The sequence below is a fragment of the Corynebacterium sp. BD556 genome (assembly GCF_038452275.1).
In the GTDB taxonomy this organism is placed as follows: domain Bacteria; phylum Actinomycetota; class Actinomycetes; order Mycobacteriales; family Mycobacteriaceae; genus Corynebacterium; species Corynebacterium mayonis.
This window is the reverse complement of sequence record NZ_CP141643.1, coordinates 90,705-117,355: the sequence shown is the minus strand read 5'-3', so window position 1 is coordinate 117,355 and position 26,651 is coordinate 90,705. Positions and strand designations below refer to the sequence as shown.

24 protein-coding genes and 1 tRNA gene are annotated in these 26,651 nt (G+C 61.4%); 9 read left to right on the top strand and 16 right to left on the bottom strand.

Translation table 11 applies throughout. The features are described 5' to 3' along the window. Positions 1 to 67 precede the first annotated feature (67 nt). Together mobF and VLL26_RS00535 are read left to right on the top strand one after the other, a co-directional pair. Complete coding sequence (mobF, locus tag VLL26_RS00540) at positions 68 to 4,039, top strand: MobF family relaxase (protein ID WP_342319210.1); 3,972 nt, start codon at positions 68 to 70, stop codon at positions 4,037 to 4,039. Positions 4,040 to 4,329: 290 nt separating this feature from the next. After that, a complete protein-coding gene (locus VLL26_RS00535) occupies positions 4,330 to 5,388 on the top strand; it encodes a hypothetical protein (RefSeq protein WP_342319209.1) in 1,059 nt (352 codons plus the stop codon). Between the two features lie 48 nt (positions 5,389 to 5,436). Here VLL26_RS00535 and VLL26_RS00530 read toward each other — a convergent pair whose 3' ends face one another. Further along, a complete protein-coding gene (locus tag VLL26_RS00530) occupies positions 5,437 to 5,613 on the bottom strand; it encodes a hypothetical protein (protein ID WP_342319208.1) in 177 nt (58 codons plus the stop codon). Positions 5,614 to 5,657: 44 nt separating this feature from the next. On the opposite strand from VLL26_RS00530, the gene VLL26_RS00525 reads away from it, so the two are divergent. After that, positions 5,658 to 6,898, top strand: a protein-coding gene (locus tag VLL26_RS00525) for an IS3 family transposase (protein WP_342318167.1) whose coding sequence is annotated in 2 segments (ribosomal slippage) — positions 5,658 to 5,985 and positions 5,985 to 6,898 — 1,242 coding nt in all. Because the reading frame shifts where the segments join, the coding sequence is not laid out codon by codon here. Between the two features lie 135 nt (positions 6,899 to 7,033). On the opposite strand, the gene VLL26_RS00520 is transcribed toward VLL26_RS00525, so the two are convergent. The 10 genes from VLL26_RS00520 to VLL26_RS00475 all read right to left on the bottom strand — a co-directional run bounded on the left by VLL26_RS00520 (position 7,034) and on the right by VLL26_RS00475 (position 15,541). After that, a complete protein-coding gene (locus VLL26_RS00520; RefSeq protein WP_342319207.1) occupies positions 7,034 to 7,918 on the bottom strand; it encodes a hypothetical protein in 885 nt (294 codons plus the stop codon). After that, entirely contained in the window at positions 7,918 to 8,442 is a 525-nt protein-coding gene (locus tag VLL26_RS00515; protein WP_342319206.1) for a hypothetical protein, read from the bottom strand. The genes VLL26_RS00520 and VLL26_RS00515 overlap by 1 nt, the downstream gene beginning before the upstream one ends. Positions 8,443 to 8,616: 174 nt before the next feature. Then, the gene (locus VLL26_RS00510; RefSeq protein ID WP_342319205.1) at positions 8,617 to 8,883 is read right to left on the bottom strand and encodes a hypothetical protein; all 267 of its coding nucleotides are present in this window, start codon (positions 8,881 to 8,883) and stop codon (positions 8,617 to 8,619) included. Next, entirely contained in the window at positions 8,880 to 9,164 is a 285-nt protein-coding gene (locus VLL26_RS00505) for a hypothetical protein (protein ID WP_342319204.1), read from the bottom strand. The genes VLL26_RS00510 and VLL26_RS00505 overlap by 4 nt, the downstream gene beginning before the upstream one ends. Further along, on the bottom strand, positions 9,164 to 9,808 hold the full coding sequence (locus VLL26_RS00500; RefSeq protein ID WP_342319203.1) for a DUF6668 family protein: 645 nt from the start codon (positions 9,806 to 9,808) through the stop codon (positions 9,164 to 9,166). Before VLL26_RS00500 ends, VLL26_RS00505 begins: the two co-directional genes overlap by 1 nt. Then, entirely contained in the window at positions 9,808 to 11,580 is a 1,773-nt protein-coding gene (locus VLL26_RS00495) for a cutinase family protein (protein WP_342319202.1), read from the bottom strand. Before VLL26_RS00495 ends, VLL26_RS00500 begins: the two co-directional genes overlap by 1 nt. A gap of 17 nt (positions 11,581 to 11,597) precedes the next feature. Continuing rightward, positions 11,598 to 12,263 carry a hypothetical protein gene (locus tag VLL26_RS00490; protein ID WP_342319201.1) on the bottom strand — a complete coding sequence of 222 codons (666 nt, stop codon included), beginning with the start codon at positions 12,261 to 12,263 and terminating at the stop codon, positions 11,598 to 11,600. Positions 12,264 to 12,281: 18 nt separating this feature from the next. Continuing rightward, positions 12,282 to 13,580 carry a hypothetical protein gene (locus tag VLL26_RS00485; RefSeq protein WP_342319200.1) on the bottom strand — a complete coding sequence of 433 codons (1,299 nt, stop codon included), beginning with the start codon at positions 13,578 to 13,580 and terminating at the stop codon, positions 12,282 to 12,284. Positions 13,581 to 13,774: 194 nt separating this feature from the next. Continuing rightward, positions 13,775 to 14,107 carry a WhiB family transcriptional regulator gene (locus VLL26_RS00480; RefSeq protein ID WP_342319199.1) on the bottom strand — a complete coding sequence of 111 codons (333 nt, stop codon included), beginning with the start codon at positions 14,105 to 14,107 and terminating at the stop codon, positions 13,775 to 13,777. 72 nt (positions 14,108 to 14,179) lie between these two features. Next, a complete protein-coding gene (locus VLL26_RS00475; protein WP_342319198.1) occupies positions 14,180 to 15,541 on the bottom strand; it encodes a hypothetical protein in 1,362 nt (453 codons plus the stop codon). Between the two features lie 29 nt (positions 15,542 to 15,570). Here VLL26_RS00475 and VLL26_RS00470 point away from each other — a divergent pair, with 29 nt between their 5' ends. Beyond that, positions 15,571 to 15,870 (top strand): hypothetical protein, encoded by a 300-nt coding sequence (locus tag VLL26_RS00470; protein WP_342319197.1) that lies wholly within the window; start codon positions 15,571 to 15,573, stop codon positions 15,868 to 15,870. A 172-nt stretch (positions 15,871 to 16,042) separates the two neighbouring features. Here the strand turns inward: VLL26_RS00470 and VLL26_RS11110 are convergent, their stop codons facing one another. Next, entirely contained in the window at positions 16,043 to 16,252 is a 210-nt protein-coding gene (locus VLL26_RS11110) for a helix-turn-helix domain-containing protein (protein ID WP_425292272.1), read from the bottom strand. A 78-nt stretch (positions 16,253 to 16,330) separates the two neighbouring features. On the opposite strand from VLL26_RS11110, the gene VLL26_RS00465 reads away from it, so the two are divergent. Then, entirely contained in the window at positions 16,331 to 16,669 is a 339-nt protein-coding gene (locus tag VLL26_RS00465; RefSeq protein WP_342320215.1) for a helix-turn-helix domain-containing protein, read from the top strand. On the opposite strand, the gene VLL26_RS00460 is transcribed toward VLL26_RS00465, so the two are convergent. Together VLL26_RS00460 and VLL26_RS00455 are read right to left on the bottom strand one after the other, a co-directional pair. Then, positions 16,626 to 16,702, bottom strand: a tRNA-Met gene (locus VLL26_RS00460). The two genes, VLL26_RS00465 and VLL26_RS00460, sit on opposite strands and share 44 nt — an antisense overlap. A gap of 105 nt (positions 16,703 to 16,807) precedes the next feature. Next, on the bottom strand, positions 16,808 to 19,696 hold the full coding sequence (locus VLL26_RS00455; RefSeq protein WP_425292327.1) for a UPF0182 family protein: 2,889 nt from the start codon (positions 19,694 to 19,696) through the stop codon (positions 16,808 to 16,810). Positions 19,697 to 19,836: 140 nt separating this feature from the next. On the opposite strand from VLL26_RS00455, the gene VLL26_RS00450 reads away from it, so the two are divergent. Together VLL26_RS00450 and VLL26_RS00445 are read left to right on the top strand one after the other, a co-directional pair. After that, a complete protein-coding gene (locus tag VLL26_RS00450) occupies positions 19,837 to 20,364 on the top strand; it encodes a PPA1309 family protein (RefSeq protein ID WP_342319195.1) in 528 nt (175 codons plus the stop codon). 63 nt (positions 20,365 to 20,427) lie between these two features. Continuing rightward, positions 20,428 to 21,114: a hypothetical protein gene (locus VLL26_RS00445; protein ID WP_342319194.1), complete on the top strand. Its 687-nt coding sequence runs from the start codon at positions 20,428 to 20,430 to the stop codon at positions 21,112 to 21,114. Here the strand turns inward: VLL26_RS00445 and VLL26_RS00440 are convergent. Further along, positions 21,086 to 22,198: a YlbL family protein gene (locus VLL26_RS00440; RefSeq protein ID WP_425292326.1), complete on the bottom strand. Its 1,113-nt coding sequence runs from the start codon at positions 22,196 to 22,198 to the stop codon at positions 21,086 to 21,088. The two genes, VLL26_RS00445 and VLL26_RS00440, sit on opposite strands and share 29 nt — an antisense overlap. 121 nt (positions 22,199 to 22,319) lie before the next feature. On the opposite strand from VLL26_RS00440, the gene VLL26_RS00435 reads away from it, so the two are divergent. Together VLL26_RS00435 and VLL26_RS00430 are read left to right on the top strand one after the other, a co-directional pair. After that, on the top strand, positions 22,320 to 23,729 hold the full coding sequence (locus tag VLL26_RS00435; protein WP_342319192.1) for a zinc-dependent metalloprotease: 1,410 nt from the start codon (positions 22,320 to 22,322) through the stop codon (positions 23,727 to 23,729). 36 nt (positions 23,730 to 23,765) lie between these two features. Continuing rightward, positions 23,766 to 24,596 carry a hypothetical protein gene (locus VLL26_RS00430; RefSeq protein WP_342319191.1) on the top strand — a complete coding sequence of 277 codons (831 nt, stop codon included), beginning with the start codon at positions 23,766 to 23,768 and terminating at the stop codon, positions 24,594 to 24,596. Here VLL26_RS00430 and VLL26_RS00425 read toward each other — a convergent pair. Continuing rightward, positions 24,593 to 26,641 carry an ATP-dependent DNA helicase UvrD2 gene (locus tag VLL26_RS00425; protein WP_342319190.1) on the bottom strand — a complete coding sequence of 683 codons (2,049 nt, stop codon included), beginning with the start codon at positions 26,639 to 26,641 and terminating at the stop codon, positions 24,593 to 24,595. The genes VLL26_RS00430 and VLL26_RS00425 overlap by 4 nt on opposite strands. Between the last annotated feature and the right edge of the window lie 10 nt (positions 26,642 to 26,651).

Genomic DNA, 26,651 nt, shown 5'->3' with positions numbered 1-26,651 from the left:
CTAAACCGACACACACAGTAGGCACTTTTAGTGAGAATGGGGAGCCGATCGGCTAGACTGCGGAAGCATGATGTCGTTTCGCGCCGTTCACGCGGGCAGCGGGTACCAGTACCTGCTGCGCTCTGTGGCGACCAACGACTCCCACGACCCGATGGTTGAGGAAGGAAAGCTCGCTAACTACTACCAAGCAAAGGGCACTCCCCCAGGCCGTTGGATCGGGCGCGGGCTGGCCTCACTTCGCTCCGAATCTGCTGCCGTGGGTGTGGAGATCGAGGCCGAGCAGATGGAAGCTCTCTATGGTCTGGGGTACCACCCCGACACGCACGCCATGCTCCAAGCGGGCAAGACGTTGGAGGAATGCAAGTTGGGTGGCAAGTTCCCGATCTACACCAACGACATTCCCGTCCTCAACGAACTACGCGACGCCGAGCGCGCTCTCGTGAATGAAAACGGACGGTTGCTGACGGAAGATGAGCGCACTGAGTTGGCACTCTCGATCGGCAGGCCACACTACGTGGAGGCCACAGGTTGGGTGGACGCCCCGGATAAAGACGTTATTGATTGGGTTAATAGGCAACGCGATCAAGTCAAGCAAGCTGTCGCAGGATTTGACCTCACCTTCTCCCCCGCCAAAAGCATTTCCGTGCTCTGGGCCCTGGCCGATGAGGACACCGCAAGCAAGATTGCGGCGTGTCACCATGAGGCCGTGGCCGAAGTTTTGGCGTGGGCAGAAGACAACACTGTGCGTACACGCATGGGTGCGGGCGGGCTGGCGCAGGTAAAAACCGGTGGAATTATCGCTAGTGAGTTCACGCACTTCGACACTCGTGCTGGTGATCCAGACCTGCATTCCCACGTCCTTGTATCCAATAAAGTCCAGGGCCCCGACGGTAAGTGGCGCACCCTTGATTCCCGTGCGATGTTCAAAAACCACCAGACCCTATCGGCGCGGTACGACGCGATCGTCCAGGAGATTCTGGCCCGGAAAATGGGCCTAGCGTTCGAGGCTAGCTCTCGCGGGCAGGGTAAGGAACCGGTGTGGGAAGTCGCTGGTGTGCCGCAGGAATTGATTGATGCCTTCTCCAAGCGCCGAGCGATGGCGCGTCCTGTCTACGACACTTTGGTGAGCGACTACGTTGCTGCGCACGGCCACCAGCCGGATAAGCGGACGCAAAAGCGGCTGTGGCAGTCGGCGATTTTGGACACGAGGGACGCGAAAAAACCCGCCGAATCTCTCGCGGATCTCCGCGCATCCTGGCGCGCTGGCGTGGAGCAGATGGAGGGTGGTACCGAGCTTTTAGCCTCGGTGCACGCCGTTATCGGCGGGGCGCACAACGATGCCCGCCCGGAGTTTTTCACCCAGGGAGAAATCGACGATGACACCCTGGACGCCCATGCGCGCGGGGTGGTTGATCGGATGATCCGCAAGCGTTCCTACTTCGCCGATCACCACGTCACCGCTGCGGTTGCGAGCTATCTCAAGGCGTTTCGCTTCGCCGGCGGGGAGCAAACTCAGCGCGCTATCGCTGAGCTTTCTGAGCGTATTGTTAGCTCGCACTTGATCGAGATCACGCCCCGGGGTGCGGAAAATCTTCCCGAGAAACTGCGCAACGACAACGGGGAAGCTGTCGACCGCCACCTTGACTACCGTAAGTACACCACGCCGGAGATCCTTGCCCAGGAGGATAAAGTTCTCGCCGCTGTTGTTGAACCTGTGCCCGTGTTCGCCGAGTCCGCGGCGATCGATAAGGCGGTCGCTGCGTTTGAAACCGACAACGGTTTCTCGCTGAACGCCGGCCAGGTTGAGCTCGCGCGGCACCTGCTTTTGTCCGGCACGGTGGCTGCTTGTGGTGTCGGCCCGGCGGGCACTGGCAAGACAACATCCATGCAGATTGTCTCGCGCGTGTGGGAAGAACAAGGCCACAACGTCATCGGGTGTGCCCCGTCGGCGGCGGCCGCCTCTGTGCTTTCCGAGGAGCTCGGCATCGAGGCAAACACCATCGACTCGCTGACGTTTACCTGGCGCGGGCGCAACCCGAATAAGCCCGCCGGTGACCTGTCTGCACTGCCGATTCAGATCAACAAGGGCGACATGCTACTCGTCGACGAGTCCGGCATGGCGACTACAGACAACCTCGCCGCCCTGGTCGAAATTGCCGACGCGGCCGGGGCGATCGTGCGGTTTGTGGGGGATCCGCACCAGCTCGACGCGGTGGGAACCGGCGGGCTGTATGCGACGATGTGTCGCTACAACAACGCCGCCGAGCTGACCGACGTGATGCGTTTTTCCCACGGCAACGACACCGAACAAGCCGACGCGTCGCTTGCTGTTCGTCGCGGTGATACTGCCGCCGCCGAGTTCTACTTTGCCCGTGGTTGGGTCACCGGCGGCACACGCGAGGCGATGCTCGCCGACGCCGCCGAGGCCTATCTGGCCGACACCGCGAAGGGCCGGTCGTCTCTCGTGGTGGCGTCGACCAACGCTGATGTGGCCGTGCTTAACGAGATGATCCGTGCCCACCACATCGACACCGGAGACGTGGATACCTCCCGCGAGGTCGCACTGTCCCAGGGTGACGTGGCGGGCCTGGGAGATGTGATCATCGCCCGGCACAACCAGCGCCTCGACAACCCGGACAGGCCGAATCAGGCCGGGCGGAAGGTGATCAACGGCCAGCTTTTCCGCGTCATTGACCTTACCGACGACGGCGGTATCGTCGCCGGAGATCTCGCCACCGGAGAGGTCTACCACCTGCCCGCAGACTACGTGCGCGCCCACACCCACCTTGGGTATGCGGCGACGGTGCACCGCTCGCAAGGCGCGACGGTGGACACCACCCACCTGGTCGTTGACTCTGCCACGAGCCGCAGCGCCCTCTACGTCGGGCTGACCCGTGGCCGGCATGAGAACCGTGTCTACGCGGTCACGGACGACACCCTGGACGAGTTCGAGGAGTACGGCCATGAGCACTCCGCCGGAAACTCTCCTGGCATGACGGACAGGGACGTGCTGGTGCGCGCTATCGCGCGCGATAACCGCCAGCGCTCTGCGACTGACATCCGCGAGGAAGCCCAAGCCTACGCAGACAGTAAGGAACGCCTCGCCAAGCTCTACCGCTACGGCGTTGACGCGGCCACCAGCGACTTCATTGAGCGCCACCTCGACGCCTGGTGGGACCGTCTCGACGCTGATGCCGTTGCCACGCTGACAGAGGAAGGTCGGATGAAAGTGCGGGTCGCATGGCGCGAGGTGCTCGACGCTGGATACGATCCCCGCGATTTCATGGCCACGGCCACCTTCAATCTCGGCCGCGTCGACGAGGCCGGGGCTGTCATCGCGTGGCGGCTTCGCAACCAGATCACTGAACACACCCACAACCCACGCCCTGCGATTGCCCCACCCCCGCCTGCCACCCGGGGCGGTGACGTCGAACTTGATACATGGCTACGCGAGGTCTACCACCAGCTGACCGACAGCACCCCAGCTCCTGCTGATACCGCTGCCACAGCAGCCCTGTACAACGTCGAACAGGCCCCCGACGCAGTAGAGGGTGCAGAAGACTACACCGCGCGCCTAGAGGCCCTTAAGGCAGCGCTAGAAGAGGCGACGAAGCGGGCTCAGGCAGCCGAATACGCAGCCCATGAAGCTACCCGCCGCTACAACGACGCAGTGCGCACCGCAAGCAACCGCACCGGGCTAGCACGGCTTCGTCATAAGGCAGACGACCAACGCCGCGTCGAAGCGTTTGCCGACTACCGCGACCAGGCCACCACGGTGTGGGATAGTGCTCGCCACGACGTTGAGGAACTGCGGGAAGCATACCGGCAGGTACACACCCAGGCGCGCGCCGACGAGCAACGCCACCGTGACACGGATACCCAAGGTGATCCAATCTTCACCCCGGCCACTGCTGAATCCGCTGCCGCACGTATCCGCCAACAACTTAGCCAGCAACCCAACTCCACCCCACAGTCGGACCACGAGCCGTCCTGGGCTGATACGCACGACGCCGCCGACACCGACAGCCTGGAGCAGTAACCACCCCCAGACGGAACTCAGTGTGGTGTTCATGGAAAAGCGAAAACCCACCGGATGCGGTGGGTTCGACCTTCTAAGACAATCCACGCCGGCCGCAGCACCTGACTCCCCGCGTCACCAGAAAGCCATCAGACGTGGACCAGGGTCCCTTTCGATAATCTCAGTTAACGATCAGGCCCCTTTGTCCTCGGCACCTAGTGTATCAGCCGTGCTAGGATTGTCAAGATTTTGGTTGGAAGGCAGAAAGGCCCTGGGGAATGGCACGTTCGCGTCGACATCGCCCCGACCCTATGTCCGAGCAATATGACGCCTTTATCGCCAAACTCAGCGATGAACAGACACTTGCGTACCTTGACGAGACTTTCCGCCGTGATGGCGCACACGGAGAATATGGATTCTACTCCGTGGCGGTCTTTCTGTGCCAGGCAAGCGAGATTGATTCCTATCGTTCGGCCCTCTTCGAGATTGTGGGCAACGACTACTGGCATACCACCGAAGCACTACGTGATGGGCAGACTGACACGGTAGAGCAGTTGCTGGCGTTTATGAATGACCAGCCGACCATGAATGTAATTGTCCACACCACCGAGGTCACTGATGCCAGTGATGCAGCGTTGGAGGCTGCTCGCCAAGAAGTCCTCGCTGAGCTATTTACTTCGCTGTCGGATGCAGACCCCAATCTTCGCGGGTTTGTTACTGAAGCCCGGCGTAATCAGAAAGACAATAATGCTGACCGGGCGACGTTTAAACGCCTGCAAGACCAGCGGCTAATTCCTTATGAATTATCGCTTCAATTTACTTCGCCGACCACTGACAACAACTTGTGGCTTCCGGATATTGCAGCGATGGCGTACCGGCGCACGATCACCCACCAGGATCATGAAAGTGGCCAGTGGTTTGGCCGGTTTCTGGAGCGGTTTTCTTTTATCACACTCCTGCCTGATGCTGCTAATCCAGCAGCGCTGCGTGAGTGGGTGGCCCAGGTCAAAGACATCCAGGCCTTTCCGGATGATCCGAGGCGCCAGGTACCGAAGGCACCAGCCGCGCCGACGCCTGCGGCGATAGCCGCCTTCCAGCGCCAACGCCTCAGTATTCAGCGCCAAATCGAAACCCAGCCCACGACCACACCGATTGCTAGCCAAGATGCTCGGTCCCCTGCTGAGCGTATAGCCCAGCAGGTGTTGCTGACCACCGGCCACCTGCCACCACCACCAGCAGCAGCCGAGGATGATCCGGTTGCGCGGTTGCACCAACAGCTCTCTGGCCACCAACCTGGTGAGCAGCCAGACAGACATGCTGACGAAGCCGGTGGCCACAAGGCCCACGACACTGATAGCCCGGAGCTCTAGCACCGCAGGCAGGCTCACCGTCCTCGTGCCCGCACGGCGGGTGCTGGTTTAGAGGGTTAGGCCCTGCTGTTGCTCAGGCACGGTGGCGGTCTGCTCGTAGGCGGTGGCCGGTTGGTTAGCTGCTTGCTGTACGACGGTATCGGTTGGTGAGGTATAGCCTGCGCCGACTGCTTGATCATAGGCGGCGATGGCCTCAGGGGGACCTGACCCCTTGGTGGTGGACACGCTGAAACCAGCATTTCGCTGGGGAAGTGAGGTACCTTTCCACCATGCCACGCAAGACCTACACCGAGCAGTTTAAGCGTGACGCAGTGACGTTGTACGAGTCGACCCCTGGAGCCACGATCAACGCGATCGCCTCCGATCTCGGGGTCAACCGCAACTCCCTGCGCACCTGGCTCGACGCCTTCGGCACCGGCACCAAAACCAACGCCAACGGTGAAAAAGTCGCCAGCCCGATCGCCGCAGCCAACAGCGAACGTACTCCTGCTCAAGGACTCTCCGATGCCGAACGCATCCGCATGCTGGAACGCGAAAACGCCACGCTACGGGAAGAACGAGAGATCCTGCGCAAGGCGGCCAAATATTTCGCGGAAGAGACGAACTGGTGAACCGCTTTCAGTTCGTTGATGACCACCGAGACTTCTACGAGGTCAAGCGGTTATGTGAGGTCCTGAAGATCAACCGGTCCTCCTACTACAAGTGGAAATCTGCTGCTCCTGCCCGCCGGCGACGCCTCGTCGCTGACGCGGCGCTGGGAGCGAGGATCAAGGCCGTGTTCACAGCTGAGAACGGCTGTTACGGGGCGAAACGCATCACAGCGGCCATCAACTCGGATCCGACCAGCGATGATCGCCTCAATCACAAGCGCACCGCCAGGCTGATGCGCCAGATGGAATTGTTCGGCTACACCAAGAAACGCCGCGTAAAGACCACGGTGTCTGCGAAACGCGCTCCGACGTTTCCGGATCTGCTCGCACGCCGTTTCACCGCGGAGAAACCAAACACGGTCTACGTCGGCGATATCACCTACCTCCCGATTGCAGATGGGTCGAATATGTACCTGGCGACGGTCATCGACTGCTACTCGCGGCAGTTGACCGGTTTCGCGATCGCCGTCCACATGCGTACGGAGTTAGTTGAAGAGGCTTTGATGATGGCTTACGGGATCCGTGGCGGGCTTGACGGAGCGATTTTCCACTCCGATCATGGCAGTGTATACACCTCTGATCGGTACCGAAGACTATGTGAACGTCTCGGTGTTACCCAATCGATGGGAGCAATTGGTACCAGCGCGGATAATTCTCTGGCGGAGTCGTTCAACGCCACGTTGAAACGGGAAGTCCTTCAAGATGCACCTGTTTTCGCCAGTCAGCTGGTGTGTCGCCGGGACGTGTTCCAATGGTGCAGTCGCTACAACACCAAACGCCTGCACTCGAGGTGCGGCTATCGTTCGCCGAACGCCTTTGAATCTTCCGAAACAGCTATACTCAAAACCGCATCTGATTAAAACTCCGTGTCCACTTTCCGGGGTTCAGACCCTCGTAAACGCTGGCTTCTTCCTGTGCACCTGCCATGGGGGCAGTAAGCAGGAGAGCCACTGCGGCCATCACCACGGCGGCCCATCGATTCACGCACCGAGCCGTCACTGGTAGGTCACCGTCTCGAAACTATCCAAACTAGTGACATCAGCCTGATTCATCTGATCATCAGCGATCCCTGTGAAGTCAGCCCTCCAATCACCTTCTTTCCAGATCATAGGAACCCTCGCCACAACGTACGGTTCTTCTGGCCCAGCTTGGATCGCCACGTCGATGGTGGCAACGCTCTCCGAGCAAGCTTGGAAGCGAACTCCAGCAGCTGCAGGCACCATCAATGCACGGGCGTTTTCGCTAGGTGGGCGGCGGTCCTGCTGCAAAAAGGCCCGTTCGTCAGCAGCAGTCTGCGACGTTGACCACAATTTTTCGTCGATCTTGTAACCAATCTCATCGCCTTGTGCATACAGGCCGTAACCCATCTGGTTCATAGCAGCAATGACCGCACCGAATGGGTCTGGCGAGTAGCCAACCGGGACGCCTTCTTCGAGACGAGACGGCCCATACTTGTCGTTAACGACAAGGTACCGGCCATTGAGGTATTGGATCTGGGTTTTCCCGTCCAACTGCGGCATGGGCGGCGCGCAGCGTTCCGGATTGGCCTGTCGTTCCAGGGCACCCTCGTTCGGCAAGTCTCCTTGGTCATTATTCGGCGTCCACACCGGCCTGCCTAAAATATCGACGCTGTACTGACCCGGTTGAGTGTGCGCTTCGTCAATGCGGTTTCCCAGTTCATCTGGCCAGCTGCGCTGCGTGCTGCCGACACGTGCGCCCGGGGCGTCGCCAGTGCCTTCGGCAGTTGTTTCTGAAGTCGTGGGAACGGAACTAGATGCTGGTGCATTGGCAACAGGCGAGTCCATGCTCTTACCACAGCCGACGAGCAGAAGGATGGGGACCATGATTGTCGCCAGGACAGCTGTCTTACGAATGCTCATTACTGCCCCTCCTTCGGGCCGAATGCGGTGAAGTTGCTGTCGAAGTCTTCTGCACTGAGCTCCTGAAGATCGGGTGCGTCTTCCTGAGTGGGAAGGACCACCTTCCAATCACCAGAAGCCCGTGACAGTTGAACTGGCATCGCGGCCAGACCTACCGTTGGATACTCGACGGCGAGCATGACGACCGCGTCCGTCTCTGAATAGTCTGAGACCCGGAACCCCTTAAACACCGGGGGGTTGTCCATCGGCTGATCACTGACACTCATCAACCCGCGTGCTTGGGCCCACTGATTGCGCCCAAGGCCGGGTTCAATCAGGGTTTGGGAGACTTCCGGCCACATTTCGTCATCCGCGCCTGCCATGAACACCTGGGAGACAATCGCGGCAACGACCGCGCCCTGGGGTGACGGCTCAAAACCGTGGGGCACGGCCGCCTGTTCTTTCGGTCCCGCGACCTCGCTAACCGGATAGGACAACCCGGCTGGGCCAACCACCCATTGGGTTTCAGCAGGCGCTGACGTCACGTCTACAGCTGGCTGTTCCTGGGTGGTCTCCTGCGGTGATCTGCCATCTGACGAACAGGCCGTAAGGCCCATTCCCACAGCGCATGCGATGGTAAGTGCGGCCACTCGACGGTGCCGTTGGTGTGTCATTGTCTGTCCTTGCTGTCGGTTGTTTGGAAATGGGTTGGGAAGGGTTTACGTCACGATCCAGCTGGCCAGGGTGCCCGCACTGGAGATGATGAACACACCTAGTGCGATCTGCAGGCCGCGCATGTGCGGAGCGGTCGCACTGACGGGCTCGCCGCGATTTCGGTCAGCGACGAGCAACGCTCCGAAGCCCAGCACAGCGAGGATCGACAATCCCAGTGCGATATACATCGCGAGGTCCAGCCAACGGGTGATCTCGCCTACTGCTTCTTCCGGCACCCAGGTGCTGGTTGGTGGCTGGGCGATCAGTGTCATAGCATCGCCGCGACAATCGCGCCCGCGCCACCAATGACCATGGAACCGATGCCAATGCGCAGTGCCATGCTGGTAGCCTCCTCACTACTGCCCTGCTGTCGCGACAACACCATCGACGCGCCAGCAACAATGACGCCGATGATGGCCACGCCAATGCCGATATACATTGCGAGATTCAACAAGCGGTCGAACTTCGAAGAGAACTCTGCGGGTGCCTGTGGTTGGATGTTTTGCCCCGGCATCTGAGCAAGAATCAGGTAGGGCATGGTCGAAAGTTTCATTACTTGTCCTTATCAGAATGAGCAGCAAATGCCGCGCGGAAAATGTCGTCGCCACGATCAGCCAGCACCTGCGGTACTGCCGCCGTGACCGGTTGCTTTTTGGCGCGTTTCCTACCCCGTCCAGCGACCTCGTCCGCGTCAGACGTCGGTTGCCACACGGCCAGGTCCTCGATGTCGTTTTCCCGGATGCCAGGCACATATGGCACCCGCCATACCGTGGTCAGCTCCTCTAGAACGCTTTCACGGTGCGCCAGCGACTTTGGTGTTTTGCCCGGAGCATCCGCAACGATGACCACGCCTAAGACCTCGCAGTTACCTGCGTGGCCGCTTTGTGCCTGCAGCACCGCTGACTGTGCAGCGTCCAGGCCAGTGCGCGTCGAGCGGCACACCACAACGCACAACCCGAACTCGTCGTGAGCTGGCCACCGTGCCCCGGCGTCACCCACCGGGGCAAACACCTGCGCCAGCGTCGACGCCCCGGCACCGCCATGAGCACCGACCGCCCACACCACAGGCGCGCGCCCACGCCCATCCCACAACTTCTCTTCGGCGATGGGCAAGGCTTGGTGCGTGTGTGAGTCCACTTTCATGCGCGGTGTCGCCTCCGTTAGCTGATCGCGTCGACTAGCCGTGATGGTCGTCATCAAACCTCCCTGAGCGCGGCCTGAATCGCTGCAGTGTCATAGCTGGCAGGCTCGCTCGTCGGCGCAGAACCCAAGTTCCGGCCGATTTCGGCCCCTACGACCTCCAACAGCCACCCCGTGGTGGCGTCGGTTGCCGAGTCACCCGACTGCGTCGACGGCGTCGTCGAGTACGAGCCCGTGGACTTCGACACCTCCGTGCCCACAACGGCTTGCACAGCCGCCTCGGCCAACCCCTCATCCTCAATCCCCAGGGCTTGGGCCTCGTCTGCCAGTCGCGCCGCGCCTGTTGTAAAGGTCCGCGTCGACACTAGGTCCAACGCAGCCCCTCCACCGATCAACAGAGCAGCACCCACGCCCGCAGCCGGTGAAACAGCCGACGCTGCCGCGATCTGGGCGATGTTCTGTGGCTGCACCATCTCCTTAGCCACAGTCACGCCTGCAGCGAGAGCCATACCGCCGATCTTCATGCCCGATGCCAACAGGCGCTGCTGTATCTCGGACTGTGGCACATCGCGGTCCGACTCAGTGGCAATGCGCCCAATCAGTGTCTCATCGGGACTAGCCGCCCGGTCAAAGGTAAACCCATCGGGGCCGAAGTTGACGTCTTCGGCCAGGGTTTCCACCGACCCCAACAGCACAGCTGGAGCGAGCACATCAGTGACGTGACGCAGGGCATGTTCCGGGGCCTTTCCCTCCGTGCCTGCGGCGGTATTTGCCACCAGGGTGCGCAGTGGTGCGCCAGCAGGAAGCGCACACGAGGTATCCCCCTCCGCGCACCACGACACCGTGCGATCCGCGACAGCACCAAAGTCAGAGTCCGGGGCACCTGCCGTGTGACCAGTCGCCGTGGCCACACCCGCACCCGGTGCGGGCTGGACCTCCCAATCAACACTCGCCCCTGCCGGGGCCGACGCACCCGACGCCACGACGGGCTGATCCTCCGCGCGCGACGGATCAGCAAATAGGCTCACGCCCAGAACCTTCTCTGCCGGGAATACCTCGCCCGCGCCGATCTTCTTCGACACGATGGAGGCCACCTGCGCGCCTTGCCCCACACCCATCAAGACAATTTTGGTGGTTGGGCACGTGGTGTCGATCTCAGCAAGCACAGCCTCCGTGTCTGCGACAGCAGACTGAATGGACTCGTCGTAGTTCGGCACCGTATCCGGTCCCGTCACACCCGGAATGTAGGCCCTGGTGTCATCCGTCGACTGCACAGAGATAGTGGTGCGTCCGACCACCGGGGACTCAGAGGCAGCTGGCGCAACCGTCTCCCGTGGAGACGTCGTGGGAGCAAGGCTCTCCGGCTGACGCGCAGCCTCCTGCGTCGCCTCCTTGTTTACTACCGCCGCTGGCGATGCGGCAGGTGCAGCCGAACCCCAGACGTCCGGCTTCCAATCCCCACCGGAATTCGGGGTAGTAGATGCCGTGCTTCCCCACACGTCCGGCTTCCAATCCCCACCCGTATTCGCCGACTCCGACGCCGACTGTGTCGGTGTCGGTGCCACAAAACCAGCATCTAGTGACTCCGGCGAGGTTTCTTGCCCATTGGCAGCTACCAACACGGGAGCCGCGACATCAGCCAAGAACCCAGCATCAGCCTGGCCGAGAGAAGAATCAGCCACATCGTTGACTGCGATCATCTGCACAGACGGGCAGGTTCCAGCCTGGCCATCAGACGCGGCAGTCGCTGAGCCCACAGCCGCAGACGCCGGCACGGCTGACGCTGCAACGACACATGCCGCCAGGGTTACTCCAAGTGCACGTTTCATGTCTTTTATTCCTTTGTCTAGCGAGTCAAAATGTCGTCGATCAGCCACGCACCGTCGGCGCCTTCCGCACCCACGACGGTCTGCTGGTAGGTCTGTGAGGAGCCATCCGCGAAGGTGACCATGAGGTCAACATCCACGCTGGAATCCTCAACTGGGGCCATCACCGCGCACCACGAGGTGCCCTCTGGAGCGGCCTCCGGCAGGATCGCGGCCCAGTCCTGCTCATTCATCCAGGACTCCGGCGTCAGGTACTGGCCAAGGGCCTCAGCGTCTTGGGAGTAGTAGGCGTCCTGCCACTTCGAGATCGTGCCGCGCAGTGTGGTATCACCAGTCGAGAGACTGGTTTCACCCTCCTGAGGCTCACACTGCCCAGCCACAGCCACCTGGGTGTCAGGGTTAACTGGTGCCATCTCCACCACAGACGATGAGGAACCGGCCTGCGCCGACTCCTCATCAGCACCCGCCGCAATATCGTTGCCAGCTGACACCAGATACCACCCCGCCCACGCGGCGATAACCAGGATGACCACAAGCACCGGGATCAGCCATATCGTGGTCCGCGCCTCGCGGCCGACTTCTCGCCCCGACGACGCACGAGTAACCCCTGCGTCCACCTGAGCGTCCTCGTCGACTGGGACAGTGTCTGGTTGTGACTTCTCAAACTCGTCGAACCACGAACTCATCAACTTCTCCTTGCCTGGCTACTTAATGTCCAACCAGGTCGAGACCTGGCCGACAGCCGTATCAGTGACCTGCTCACCAGTCGGCAACGACGTCACGTGCGCGGCAACCGCCTGCTCAGCCTGTGCAATTGACTGATCCACAACCTCGGTGACCTCTGCCGGAACAAACTGCTCGACAGCAGCAGTGACCTCTGCCGGAGCTTCCGGAACAGCGACCTCGAACTGGGCGCCCGCCATATCAACCCCCACACTGTGAGTGGAGGCGTCATATGAAGCGGTGTACGCGGTCACCGACGCTGCACCCGCCTGCTGGCTGGTCGCACTGACCTCGGTCACCGACTGGGAAGCTTCGACTGAAACAGACACCGAACCCGCCGAGGTTTCGACAGCGGCACCTGCAGCCACCTCAGAAACAGCCGCTGCTGGCGGCGTCTCAACAACCGGAGAAGCCGCAGCCGCAGGATCGACCGGAGCCGGGGCTACGTCAGCTTGCTCAAGGTTCTTACCCTGCTCATCATCGTCCCCGTCATCATCGGGAGCATCGACCGGTGCCAGGCCCTCGTCATCACCCTCGCGAGTCACTGCAGGTTCACCCTTGACAACCTGCTCGCGCACATCACCGTCCTCCTCAATCGTGGCGGCCAACTCGTACCGCGCGGCTTCATCCGCCTGAGCGGTCCTCACCGACTTAGTCCCTTCCTCCACAGACTGAGCTGCTGCCGCGCTATCACGCACCGACTCCGAGGCGGCAGTCTCCGTGGCCTTATCCGCCATCGACTCACCCTGGGACACCTGACCCGCCCCCTCAGATGCCTGAGCGGTCGAATCACTCACCCCGGAGGGGATGTCCTTCACGACCGGGGTCGTGTTCGATGCTGGCTGAGTTTGCGCCGCGTTAGATGGCTGGGAACCGGGAGCTGGGGCGGTTACCGATGCCTGGTCGCTTACAACAACAGGCGCAGCGGGCGCGGGCTGTGCGACAGATACGGGTTTAGGGGCAGGCTGCGGCGCGGGAGCCGGTGCGGGCTGTGCAACGGGTGCAGGCTTAGGCGCAGGCTTAGGCGCAGGCTGAGGTGCCGGTGCGGGTTGTGCCACCGGGTGCTCAACTGCGGCAGGCTTGGCCGGTTCCTCCTGACTCTCGGATTCTTTCGCCTGAGCATCCTTCTTGGACGTTCCCGGCTGGGCCTGCGCCTTCTCAGATGGGCGCACCGTGCCAGGCTGCGCGGCCTTTTCGTCGGCGACCGCGAAACCGGGCAAGGCCAACGACGATGCGACCGCCACCGCAAGCGCTGCTCGGACCCTCTTTTTTCCTTGCATTCTTTCTATCTCCTTGAGTTCAACAAAATCCCGGGCATGTCGACACATGTCAGATCAACACGTCTCTTAGAGTGCGTTGATGGAAAATCACAGTCAACCCCCAAACAAGCTGCGCAAATGCGTCGTTTCCGGGGGAGAAACGAAGTGAGATATGCTTGCCGGGGCACCCCTGCACGGTGCCCCGGACGCTCTCGCTATGCAGCGGGGGCGTCCGCGTTTTCCCACTTGTCATCACCTCCTTCCTTCCGAGAGGGGTGAAAAACCGTGCCGCCCCACACCCCGCACTGGCCGTTGCGGGAGGCGTATTCAGAACACAGCTGTTGGACGGGACACTGCTTACACACCGACACTGCTAATGCTCGACGTTCCTGGCGCTGGCGCAGCGTCTCGTCGGCGACAGAGAAATCCCACATCCCGTCTGGCCACACGCCATCGACGCAACACAGTCCCTCCTCCAGAAGTGGTCGTGGAAGGGGTTCAGGTGCGAAGAAGTAGGGACCAGAGTGGCGATCATGACCTGCACTCATGACAGCACCAATCCTTTCGTTTAGTCGTTGATGCGCGCCGACGCGATGTCGCGCGCACAGGTCACTTGGTGTTTAGAAGGTCAGGTAGCGCTCGATGCCGACGGCGACCGCAAAATCCATGCGGTCCCCGCCCGACCAATCACCAGACTGGCGAGCACGGTTGAAATCGATGGCCAGCAAGCCACAGTCGAGGTCCTTACGGGTGATCTCCCGACCATCCGGCAAGGTGAACGACCACCGCTGCGACGCGGAACTATCCACTAGCTCGGCTGATGGATCGGTGCCTGCCGGAGGGGGCTGGTCGACAGGGACGTCGTCACGCAGTCGAGCGAGTACCAACGCGACCAGGTTGCGGACTTGGCTGGGGAGCTGACGCGAGGCCAAGACCGCGGTGATCTGCTCAGGCATCCACCCCGACTCCAACCGTTTCGCAAGCTCACCACCCACCTTGGCCAGGTGAGTCGGCCCCATGGCCTGCATCGGAGCGGGCAACACCTGCCGAGCGAGCTCCACCAGGGCATCCGCCTCGGCGGCGTCGCTTCGGGAAGACTCCACCGGCGTAATTACATCCTCGTCAGACGCGAAACCACCCGTTCCACCAGCACCTTCTTGCGCCGCAATCTCTGCCTGGAGGGCCCGAACGTTCGCCAACTCATCGTCGGTCACCCCCTCCAGCAAGCGGCCTTGCCCGATGAGCGCAAGCGAGATCGCGGCAAGCCGATCCGTCCACTGGAGAGAACTCCCCTCCCCCGCCGAGCCGGCAGGCTCGGCCCCAGACGGCGCAGCCGTCCCCGAAGCCCCCGACTCCGTGGGGGGTTGGGGGGAGGGTGGAGAATCCATTACCCGAAGGGTATTGGGACTACGTCCTGCGCCGGTTGACCGGGCGACGGTTTCCGGTACCACGGTGCCACCTGCGGTTTTACCAGTGACCTGCTCTTTTGAACCCGCCGCCTCAACCCCCTCAGATTCGGCCTGTTCAGACCGTGCGCCAGTTTCGGTAGCACGGTGCGACCTGCTGATATGCCGCGAATTATCGGTATATTTCTTACCGCCGTACCTCGGCATAACCGGGCCCGAATCAGTCTCGATCTTCACCAAGTGACTACCACTCGGCAGGGCAATCTCATCAAGAACATCAACGCTCGGCATGGAAGTGTCAGTGACGACAACAGTGGTTTTCAACTCTCCACCAGCTGTCCGCAAAAGGAACCTATGTCGAAAGCCTGCAGCCTCCAGCTCCTTATGCGCATTGAGAATCCGCTGCCGGCCAGCCCCTCGCCCAACCATTTCACGATAGCCCAACGGTGTCCCAGGGCGCAGAGAAAGCTCAGTCATCAACAGCCCCACCGCCTCGTAAGACAGGCCCGATAAAACAACCTCATTGGTCAACGAAGTAGACCCACGACGAACCACGTAGTATTCGGTTTTAGCCACGTTGATCACCCGCTAGAAGGAGCCAGCAAGTGGGAACTAAAGAATTCGCTACGGTTGCAAATGAGCAAGGTCTGGAACCCGAGGAGAAGTTTCTCCTCCTCACCCTTGCGGAGCATTCGGGCTCGTACCTCTCCCAGCCGTGGGCGACCATCGACAAAGAAGCCCTCCACATCAGGACGTGCATCCCCGAAGGAAAACTTGACGAGATTCTCCGGCGACTTGCCGACAAGGGACACCTCGAGACAACAGGCCACCCCGAATTTCCTGGCGAGGAAATCGCCATTCTTTCAAAATGCCCGTGGCCGGAAGAACACCCGCGGGACTTTTGACTCTTCACCTCTCCTTCACCCATCACCCCCTCCATAACGCGCTTAAACGGCGACAGAGGTCGAGAGGTTGACGAGACGAGACACGTTTGGGATGATGACCACGTCAACATCAACCAGCCAGTTGAGTTACTTTCGATGCCCCTGTTAGCCGCAGGGGCATTTTTTATTGCAATCATGACGATTCACCGCCTCCCAACAGCGTGGCCACGGTACTTTCGGGGATTTGCCAACGATTTCCCGGAGTCCTTCTGGCGCCTGGTAACTTTCCCGCTTTTATCCAGTTGCGAACTGTTTCAGGCGTTGGGTTTCCAGGAAGAAGCTGAGCCACCTCCGGGGGTGTTAGCCACTTTTGCGCAAGGTTGCCACTATTTGTTGCTTCCATGGCCTGAACATTAATTGCATTGAGGTAATTTGGCAACCTTTTGTTGCTTTGCCTTTTTTTGCTTGCTAGATTGAGGTCATGGGAAAAACAGCAACCATTAGTAGCGGATACTCCGCCGATCAAGCCATTGGGATCACCGTGAATGACCTACTATTCCGTCAGCAGAAGACCCGCCGCCAACTCGCCGCTGCGATGGGCCTGAGCCACCAGGCAGTAAGCCGAAAGGTGCTCGGACAGGTTGGATGGAGTGTCAGCGACCTCTATGCGGTCGCTGACTTCTTCGGCCTGGAAGTCGCCGATCTTCTCCCCCGTCGAGTCGAGGCCCCGGTGAAAAACGAAAAATCCCCCTCCGAAGAGGGGGATTCAAAGAAGTTGGTAGCGGGGGCAGGATTCGAACCTACGACCTCTGGGTTATGAGCCCAGCGAGCTACCGAGCTGCTCCACCCCGCGTCGGGTGATTTTGGATTTCACCTGCTGCCATCATCTGACAACGCCTACAAACTATATAGACGATGACAGCAGAACCCAAATCACCAGCTCATAGGGCCTGTGCTGTTATTGGGAGTTGCGGTATTGCGCCACTGCCCTGTCCAACTCGTCGATGGCCCGGCCGTATTCCTCGAAGGACTTGTTGCGGGCGTTGTCGAGGTTAGTCAGGGCGTCGTCAAGCTTGCGCAGTGCGTCCTCGCGGCTGGCGGTGGCCCCGCCAGCTTCGTTGCCCTGCGGCTCCTCCACTTCGGGCACTTCCTTGCCGTTGTCACCTTCGACAACGTCGATGTCCTGAGCAAAGTCGGAGTTGATTCCCACTTGGCTCAGCGCCTGTGACACAGTGGGGGCGTAGCCCACCTCGCCGCGGTAGAACACCAGCACGCGCAGCAGCTTCGGGAAGGCTGAGGCTTGGTCCTTGCGCTGCGAGTAGATCGGTTCGACGTAGAGAATGTCGCTCTCGCCCACCGGAAGGGTCAAAAGGTTGCCGTTTTTCAGGTCGTTCGACCCCTGCCACAGGGTGCGGTCGCGCGCCACCTGGTCCGAGGACATCAGGGCGTCCTGCGCCTGCTTCGGGCCGTGGGTCTGGGTGTTCGTCGGCAGCACGCGGACCGTGATGTCGCCGTAGTTTTCTGGGTCAGAGGACACCGACATGTGCGCGGAGAGGAATTCGCGGTTCAGGCCGCGGTATGGGGTGATGAGCTGGAACGTCGGCTTGCGGGTGTTCGGGTCGGCCGCGACGACGTAGTACGGCGGCTGGTTCAGCTCCTGGCGCCCTTCAGGTGCCGTCGGGTCGTTGGGCACGGACCAGAAGGCGTCGTTGTTGAAGAACACACCTGGGTCATCGACGTGGTAGCGCGCCAAAAGCTCACGCTGGACCTTAAACAGGTCCTCCGGGTAGCGCAGGTGCTCGCGCAGGCTGTCGCTGATGTCGGTGGAGGGGCGCACCGTACCCGGAAAGACCTCCATCCACGCTTTGAGAACCGGGTCAGAATCGTCGAAGGCGTAGAGCTCGACGCTGCCGTCGTACGCATCGACGGTGGCCTTTACTGAGTTGCGGATGTAGCCGAGGTTGTTGCTCAACAGGCGCTGCGTGGTGCCATCTGGGTTTAGCGCATCCTGGGTCGTGTCAGTCAAAGAGGTGCGGGTGGAATACGGCAATTCGGACAGGGTGGTGTAGCCGTCGACGATCCACTTCACACGGCCGTCGACGACGGCGGGGTAGGTCTTGGAGTCGGTGGTCAGCCAGGGGGCCACCTTTTCTACGCGCTGACGCGGGTCACGGTCGTAGAGAATCTTCGAGGCGCCCCCGACGCGGTCCGAAAGGATGAAGTTAAGCTCTTGGTATTTCGCTGCGTAGGCAACGCGGTTAATCAGGTTGCCGATGTTGACGCCGCCGTCACCTTCATAGGTGTAGGAGGAGCTGTCAGTGTCATATTCGACTGGGCCTTGGCCGTTGTCACCGACGATGGCGTAGTCTTTGCCGTCCTGAGCTCCGGCGATGACTGGGCCGTAGTAGATGCGGGGCTCGTCGACGCGGATGCCGAGCTGTTCCGCTTCGTCACTGGCCTGCTGCTGGGCGTTGGTCTGCAAATCGGAGACGGTGAAGATGGGCAGGCCTCCGCGGGTGGAGCCGGCGTCTTGAGCCACCTCGTCAACCGTGTTGGCCTGGGCGGCGACGAAACCGTTGCCGTGGGTGTAGACGGTGTGGCGGTTGATCCAGTCGCGTTGGTTTTCGCGCAGTGCGTTGGGGTCGAGCTCGCGGGCGGCGACGACGAAGTCCCGCAGTTGGCCGTCGACCTCGTAACGGTCCATGGCCAAGGTGTCCGGGAAGCCGTAGAAGTTGCGTAGCTGTTGGTTTTGCGTGAACGTCGGGGCGATGATGTCCGGGTCGAGAAGGCGGATGTTGCTGATAGTTGCGGCATCTTCGGCCACTTTGCCGGAGTCGCCGCCGACGCCCCAGTTTTCCTCATAGCGAACCTTGTCGTCGGTCAGCCCGTATGCCTGGCGGGTCGCCTCAATGTTGCGGCCAATGTACTCGTATTCCTTTGCCTGGCGGTTCGGTTTGACGGAGAACTGCTCGAGCAGCGCCGGCCAGACGCCGCCGACCACGATGGAAGACACCAGCATCAAAACGGTGGCCAGCACCGGGACGCGGAAATCCTTGTACACGACGGAGGCGAAAAACGCCGCCGCGACAATCAAAGCGATGATCGTCAAAATGATTTTGGCGGGCAGCATCGCGTTAATGGTGGTGTAGGACGCGCCGGTGAAGATGTCGTTTTTCTGCGACAACAGGGAGTATCGCTCGACCCAGTAGCTAAACGCCTTGACGAGCATCCACAGCCCAGCGGTGACCGCCAACTGGATCCGCGCTGCTTTTGAAATGTAGCCTTTCACGCCCCCAGCATTGTTGCCCACCCGGATTCCGCCGAGTAAGTAGTGCGAGACTAGCGCAACCACGAAGGCCACGGCGAGCAGGAGCGAAAGCATGGAAACAACCACGCTGATGCCCGGCAGGGCGAAGGCGTAAAAGCCTAGGTCGCGGCCGAACTCGGGGTCGGTTACCCCAAAGTCACCGCCGTTGATCCACAGCATGAAGGTGCGCCACATGCGCTGTCCGGCCAAACCGGTGAAGATGGCAACGCCGACGGGCACCCACAAGGACAGGATTCGCACACCCGATTCCAAGGCCGCGCGGCTTTGACCAGCCGGCGTGGAAAGGCTTTCCAAGGAGTTCGTCTTTGGCCGCGACCGCCACGCCACCTGCGCTGCCACGAAGCTGAAGGCCGCTCCAAGTAAGGCGAAGATGATGAAAAGGACGACGCGCGTGATGATGACTTTGCTAAACACCCCCCGGAAGTCCAGTTCGCCGAACCAAAGCCAATCGGTGTAGAAACCGATCAGGACGGGCGAAAGGAAAAAGACAACACCGAGGACAGTCATGGTGGTGACCAGCCCTGTGTTGGGTTTGCCCGCGCGCGGGCGAGGATGGGTTAGGCGGGTAGCCAATCCTGCTCCTTAAATAGTTATTCTCGATTGGTACTAGAATTTCTAGCCTAAAATAACCAACGCCCCAGGCGCCAGAAGGGTTCCCCATGCTCAGTCAACAAGCTCTGAATAAAGCAATGATGGAGGCCGTGGAATTCGTCCACGCCGAGGGTTGGGATGCCGGCCCAACCCTTTTCGCGCTCGTCCCCACTGAGCTACTCATCGACCAGCTTGACCTCGCTTCGGCGCAATCCCCCCTCACCTTGGTGGTGCAGGATAATTTGCCGGAGTCGATTCTGCCGGGATCGGAGGAGCTCGCCGAGTACGTCGCCCGCCTTGCCTGGCCGCGCGAGGTTGAAGGGGTGGTGTTGGCCCAGGAGATCATGTTCCGGGACGCTTCGGCTGGGGTTGGGGCTGAGCCACGCGAGGCCCGTTTGTTTTCCGGGGTGCTGCGCGAGGAGGATGTGGAGTTAACTTTGCTGCAGTTGCGCCCGACTGAGGAGGAGCTTTTGGAGCGGGGGCTTTTCGCCCAGGATGACATTGAATTGCGCGGCGGGCCGGGGGTCGCCCCGAACGTGCTTGCTGCTTTGCGCTTCGGTCTTGGCCAGGACCCGGAGGACTTCGAGGTGCAGTGACTTACACTGGGAGGAGAAACTAGTTTTCGGCGTCCGGCGCCGTCTGGAAAAAAGGAGCCTCGCGTGCACCGTCACCGCACCGCCCGCCTCGCAGGCGCGATCGCAGTCAGCTCGACGCTGCTGCTGGCAGCCTGCTCGAACAACGAGCCTGGCCAGCCGGCGCCCGCGCAAACTTCGACCCCGGAGACGGAGCAGTCTTCCTCTGCATCTGCGGAGGCTGCGGGGACATCTTCGTCGACGGCTGGCAGCAGTGCGGCGTCGACAAGCGCCGCTTCTAAAGACAAGGACCGCGAGCTGGTGGCGGATGTTGCCAAGCGCTTTTCGACGCTCGCCCCTGCCTCCCTGTTTGACAAACTCGAAACGTGCAGCGAGACCGACATCCGCGGCTCCTACGACTGCTCCGGCCCCGAAATCGGGCAGTTCCAGCTTTTTGAGTCGGAGGCGAAAGCCGCCTCGACCACGCAGCTGCTCACCGAGCTGCGCGGCTCTCGTATTGTCTCCGACAAAGGCAACCTCGTCGTGGGTTGGTCGACGCTGGGCACCTCGGCAATTATCACCGTTGTCGATAACGACAAAGGCCAGGTCATGCAGCAGCTAATTTCCTCTGACCAGGAAGATCCGCGTGAACGCATCTACAACCTGGGTCTCGCGGAGCGCCCCGAGACGCAAAGCCCCACGCAAACATCTGACCAACAGTCCTCCGCACAGGACGAAACGGCGACTACTTCTCCTTCGGCGGCGCGCAGCTAGCGACCTCCCGGCCTTCGTCGAAGTCTTTCATCGCCTGGACGGCCTCATCAAGGTTCGACACCCGCGCAACCTTCATCTCTCCCGCCTTCGCGCTGGCTGCTTCGTCGCAGTTGGCGGCGGGCGCCAAGAAAAGCTCCGCGCCCGCGTCGCGGGCAGCTTCAATCTTGTGGGTGATGCCGCCAACTGGCCCCACCGCCTCATTGGCGTCGACGGTTCCCGTGCCGGCGACGAAGCGGCCGCCGTTGAGCTGGCCCGGCGATAACTTGTCAATCACCGCGAGTGCGAAGATCATTCCCGCGCTTGGCCCACCGATATCTTGCAGATTGTAGTTGACGTGAAGACCGTCCGCCGGCTCCGAGGTCATCAGGATCCCTAACTGGGGCTTTGAGGAGTCCTCCCGGTTTTCCCCCAGGATCACCTCCACGTCTTCGTGTGCTCCCGCTCGGTAGATTTTCAAAGCAATTGTCTCCCCCGGCTTCCGGGCCTCCACCTTGCTTTTAACATCGTCTGGCTCCGTGACCTCCACCCCGTCGATGGCGGTGATGACATCCCCGGCCTCAAGTTTGCCTTCGGCGGCGGAACCCTCGATGGCCTGGTGGATCACCACGCTCGTCGGGCGCCCCAAGAAGCGCATCGCCGCAACGGTCGCGGTCGCCTCGGAGCTGACGAAGGCCGCCTCGTTGCGCTGCTTAATCTCGTCTTCGGACAGATTCGGCGGCATGATTTGGTCGATGGGCACGATGGTGTCGCCGGTGACCAACCACCGGCCCAATGCCTGCGCCAAGGTCATGTTGGTGCGAACCGACACGGTGGTCATGTTGAGGTTTCCTGAAGTCTGGCCCTCTGCCGCGCCCTCGATCTCTACGACAGGTACCCCGTCGAGATCACCAAGCGTGTTAAACGTCGGGCCGGGGCCTTGCGCCGCGTAGGGCACCGTCAGGGACACGTCCGTGAACGGAATGTGGTCTAAAGTAAACGCTGAGGTGAGACAAAGAAGTGGCACAGCTCCGAGCGCCAGTGTGTTCACCCGCGTGCGCTGCCCCGACTGGTGTCTCGCCCCGGCAGGTCGTTGCCTGCTACGAATTTTCACACCGATATCCTATCCCACAGCCCACCTGTTCTCGGCGGGGCGTTCGCTCACAGCTTTGGCTGGCTGGCTGGAAAATGTTCGCGAGGGAGGAACCAGCGTAGGTAGGGTGAAAAGCATGAACAACGGATTCGGGTTCTCTTTCCCCTTCAACGGTCGCGATGACAACAGCAACAACGACCGCGACGACGACAACCCGTTCGCCGCTTTCTTCGGTGCGGGCGGGCCGTCCGGCGCCCAGGGCGGCAACCTCGGCGACATCCTGAACCAATTCGGCCAAATGCTCTCCGGCATGGGCTCGACCTTAAACAGCCAAGACGGCAGCGACGCCGTCAACTTTGAGCTGGCCTTGCGCATGGCGCGCCAGCGCATAGGCGACCAGCCAGCGGCAGGCGCAAACGAGGCTTCCGCAATCACTGAAGCTTTACGCCTCGCCGATCTGTGGCTTGACGACGCCACCACTTTGCCGTCCTCCGCTGCGCAAGCGCAGGCGTGGAACTCCGTGGACTGGTTGGAGCAGACAATGCCGATGTGGAAGCGGATGGTCAACCCCGTCGCAGAACACATGAACCGCGCCCAAATCGACGCGATGCCTGCCGAGGCCCGCGAGATGATGGGCCCGATGGCGGGCATGGTCAACAAGATGAACGCGATGAATTTCGGCATGAAGTTGGGCCACGCCCTCGGTGATTTAGCCCAGCAGGCGTTGACCGGTACCGACTTCGGCCTGCCGATCGCCCCGCGGGCGGTGGCGGCGATCCTGCCGCGCAACGCCGCGAAGATGGCTGAGCAGCTTTCCGTGCCGCAGCAAGAAGCACTCATGTACCTTGCGGCCCGTGAAGCTGCGCGCCAGCGCCTGTTCAAGCATGTGCCGTGGCTGGTGGAGCGCCTCGTGTCCTCGGTCGAGGAGTACGCGGCGGGCCTCGAAATCGACACCTCCCACCTGGAGGAGATCGCCCGCTCCCTCAACTTGGAAGGCGGCGACCCGCAGCACATCCAGGACAAACTCAACGAGCTGCAGGGCCAGGACCTTTCGCCCCGGGTCAGCTCCCGCAACGCTGCCGCTACAGCGCGCTTAGAAACCTTGTTAGCCCTCGTGGAGGGCTGGGTCGACGTTGTCGTCGACGCAGCCTTGTCTTCGCGTATTCCGTCAGCTACTCAGTTGGCGGAGGCGTGGGCACGCCGCCGGGCCACGGGCGGCTCCGCTGAGCAGGCCTTCGCCAACATTGTCGGCATCGAACTGGCTGCGCCGAGGATCCGTGAAGCCGCCGAACTGTGGCGCCGGGCCGAAAACGCTGTCGGTGAAAAGCGCCGCGACTCGGTGTGGGACCACCCGGACTTCCTGCCCACCGCTGAGCACCTGGATAACCCGGCGGCGTTTTTGGACACGCTCCTGGACACCACACCGGATACCGACTTCGATGCGGAATTGGCCAAGCTCGAAGAAGAAATGCGCGATAATCCCGAACTCAAGCGTGAGGAAGGCGACGGCGCAGACGACGGGCGCGACGACGGCACAGAGCTTTAACCGACGGCTGTTTCAAGGTGATGGGGGTAAAACACCATGAAGTTAAACGAGTCAACCTTTCTCCGTTTCGCTCCGGGGACCACTGCGGTCGTGCGCGGCCCCCGGAGCGTGCAATTCGGCGCTGATGCGACACGAAGCGGTGTCGTTGACGCGCCGTCGGCGGCAGCGCTTGTGAAGTTGCTGCAGGAGTTGAAATCACCCACCAGGCTAGACACTGTGCTTGCCCGGGCTGAGTCCGTCTGCGGGTTCACCCCAGAGGAGACAATGAGCTTGGTAAACGACTTAGTGGCCTACCGGGTGCTTGTCGCTCACACTCCCCGCGGCGCGCTGATCATTGGGCGCAGCGCCGTAAGCACCGCCCTTCTTCAGCTTTTGGCGAGCGCACGTATTCACGTGCGCACTTTGCTTCCCGGCGAAAGCATTGATCGTTTCCTCTCCACCACCGACCCGACAGCACCGATGGCGGTGGTGGACAATCCGCTCAGCGCCATGCACTTAGCCCACCTGACGCGCCACCGGCCAGGCCCTGTCATTTCCGTGACGCTGGTCGACGCCCGAGTGTTCATCGGCCCTTTGGGCCCCTGCCTGTACTGCGCCCACCTCTACCACGTGGACCGTGACGCGAACTGGCTTCACGTTGCCCGCATGCTGCGCGAGGCCTCCCCCACCCCCGACCCCCTCGTCGTTTCCGCGGGGGCGGCGGCTGTGGCACGCATAATGCGCAGGCTTTGCGGTGCCCCCGACCCGCCAGGCGTTTCAGCACCGGCGCCGCCGCGCGGCACCCAGATCGTCGTCGATCCCTTCGCCCCCGAACCGATTAGCCAACACCAGCTCGGGCCGCACCCGAGCTGCCCCGTGTGTTTCTAACGGAACTGCCTAAGCGTGTTGAGCACTCCCTCACTGAAGCTTTGCACCTTCATCGGCCCCACACCGGGAATATCCAACATCTGCTCCGGGGTGGCGGGCATGGCCTCAACTATGGAAAGCAAAACCGCATCGGAAAAAACCATAAACGGCGGGATCTTTGCCTCCTGAGACACCGACAGTCGCCACTTCTTCAAAGCAAGGAAGGCCTCTTCGTTGTACTCCGGTGCACAATTGACGTGGCGGCCGCGCGATTTTTCCGCCGGGGTGTCCAGGGCAAAACCGCACACTTGACAGTTGCGGGCACGCTTGAGCCGCTGCGGACTCTTTTCCACCTCAAGCTCTGGCGCGATACCGTCTAAAAAGCGCGAGCGGGTGCGCGACTTGCGCCCACCCTCTTGCCGGGCCAATGACCAAGACAAGTACAGATGCTCGCGGGCGCGGGTCACCCCCACGTAGAACAACCGTCGCTCCTCCTCGATCTCATCGTCGCCCGCCTTGACCGCATGCGAGATCGGCAAAGTGTTTTCCACCAAACCGACCAAAAAAACCGCGTCCCATTCCAGGCCCTTCGCGGCGTGAAGGCTGGCCAAGGTCACGCCATCTACTGCGGGGGGTTGCTTCGCCTCGGCACGCTGGCGCAGGGACCGCAAGACGTCGACAAGCGTTGTGGCCTCACCGTGTCTGACGATCTCCTCGATCAAATCGACCAGTGCCGTGAGTGTCTGCCAGCGCTCGCGGCGTTGGGCACCCTCCGGCTCGGAGCTGGTCAACCCAAGGGGGGCGAGGGCGGCGCGAGCCACGGCGACAGGGTCGTCAGAAAGATCGGGGCGCCGCGCCGCGGTGACCAATGCCGAAATCGCTTCCCTAATTTCAGGGCGTTGGAAAAAGCCCTCGCCGCCGCGGACCTGGTAGACAATGCCCGCATCAGACAAGGCCGCTTCAAAAGCCGCCGATTGGGCGTTGATGCGATACAACACGGCGATTTCGCGGGCGGGCACCCCAGAAGCAAGCAGCTCACGGATCTGCCCTGCCACCTGGCGCGCCTCCGTCGGCTCATCATCGCAAGCGTTGTACGTCGGGGCGGGGCCAGGCTCCCGCATGCCCTCAAGCTCAAGGCGGGTGCCGGCGACGCGACCCGTCGCCTTGCTGATGACAGTGTTAGCCAATTCTGTTATCTGCGGCGTCGAACGGTAATCACGCTGCAGCTTGACCACCGTGGCATGGCTGTAGGTGCGGGAGAAATTCAGCAAAAAGTCGGGGGTTGCACCGGTGAAGGAGTAAATGGTCTGGTTCGCATCACCGACAACCGTAAGATCATCGCGTTGCCCCAACCATCCCTCCAGCACTCGTTGCTGCAGCGGAGTGACGTCTTGGTACTCGTCAACGACGAAACTTTGATATTGGGTACGGAACTCCTCAGCCACGGCCGGGGCATTTTCCAAAGCGCCGGCGACATGCAGGAGCAAATCGTCAAAGTCGAGCAACATCCCTTCCGGGCTCGACTTTGACCGCTCGTAATGCGTATACACCTGGGCGACTTTCTCCGCGTCGGCGGGAGGAGTACGTTTGAGCCTTTCGAGGCTGGAAACGTAATCCTCGGCCCCAATAACTGATGATTTTGCCCACTCAATCTCGCTGAGCAAATCGCGCACCATCTCTTTGTTTGACTCCAGCCCTACCGCACGAGCCGCCCGCCCCACGAGGGGAAATTTGTTGTCTACCAAACGCCACGGCAAGTCGCCGGCGATTTGCGGCCAAAAGTAGCGCAACTGGCGCAACGCCGCGGCGTGGAAGGTGCGTGCCTGCACCCCACCGATCCCCATGGTGCGCAACCGGTCGCGCATCTCGCCGGCGGCGCGCTGGGTGAACGTGACGGCGAGGACCTTGTTCGGCGAGACCATGCCCTGGTCAATTAGGTGCGCGATGCGGTAGGTGATGGTGCGGGTTTTGCCGGTGCCCGCACCCGCCAAAATGCACACGGGGCCACGCGGCGCGGTCGCCGCGATGCGCTGATCGTTGTCAAGCAGTGAAAGATCGATGGCCATGAGATGTTGC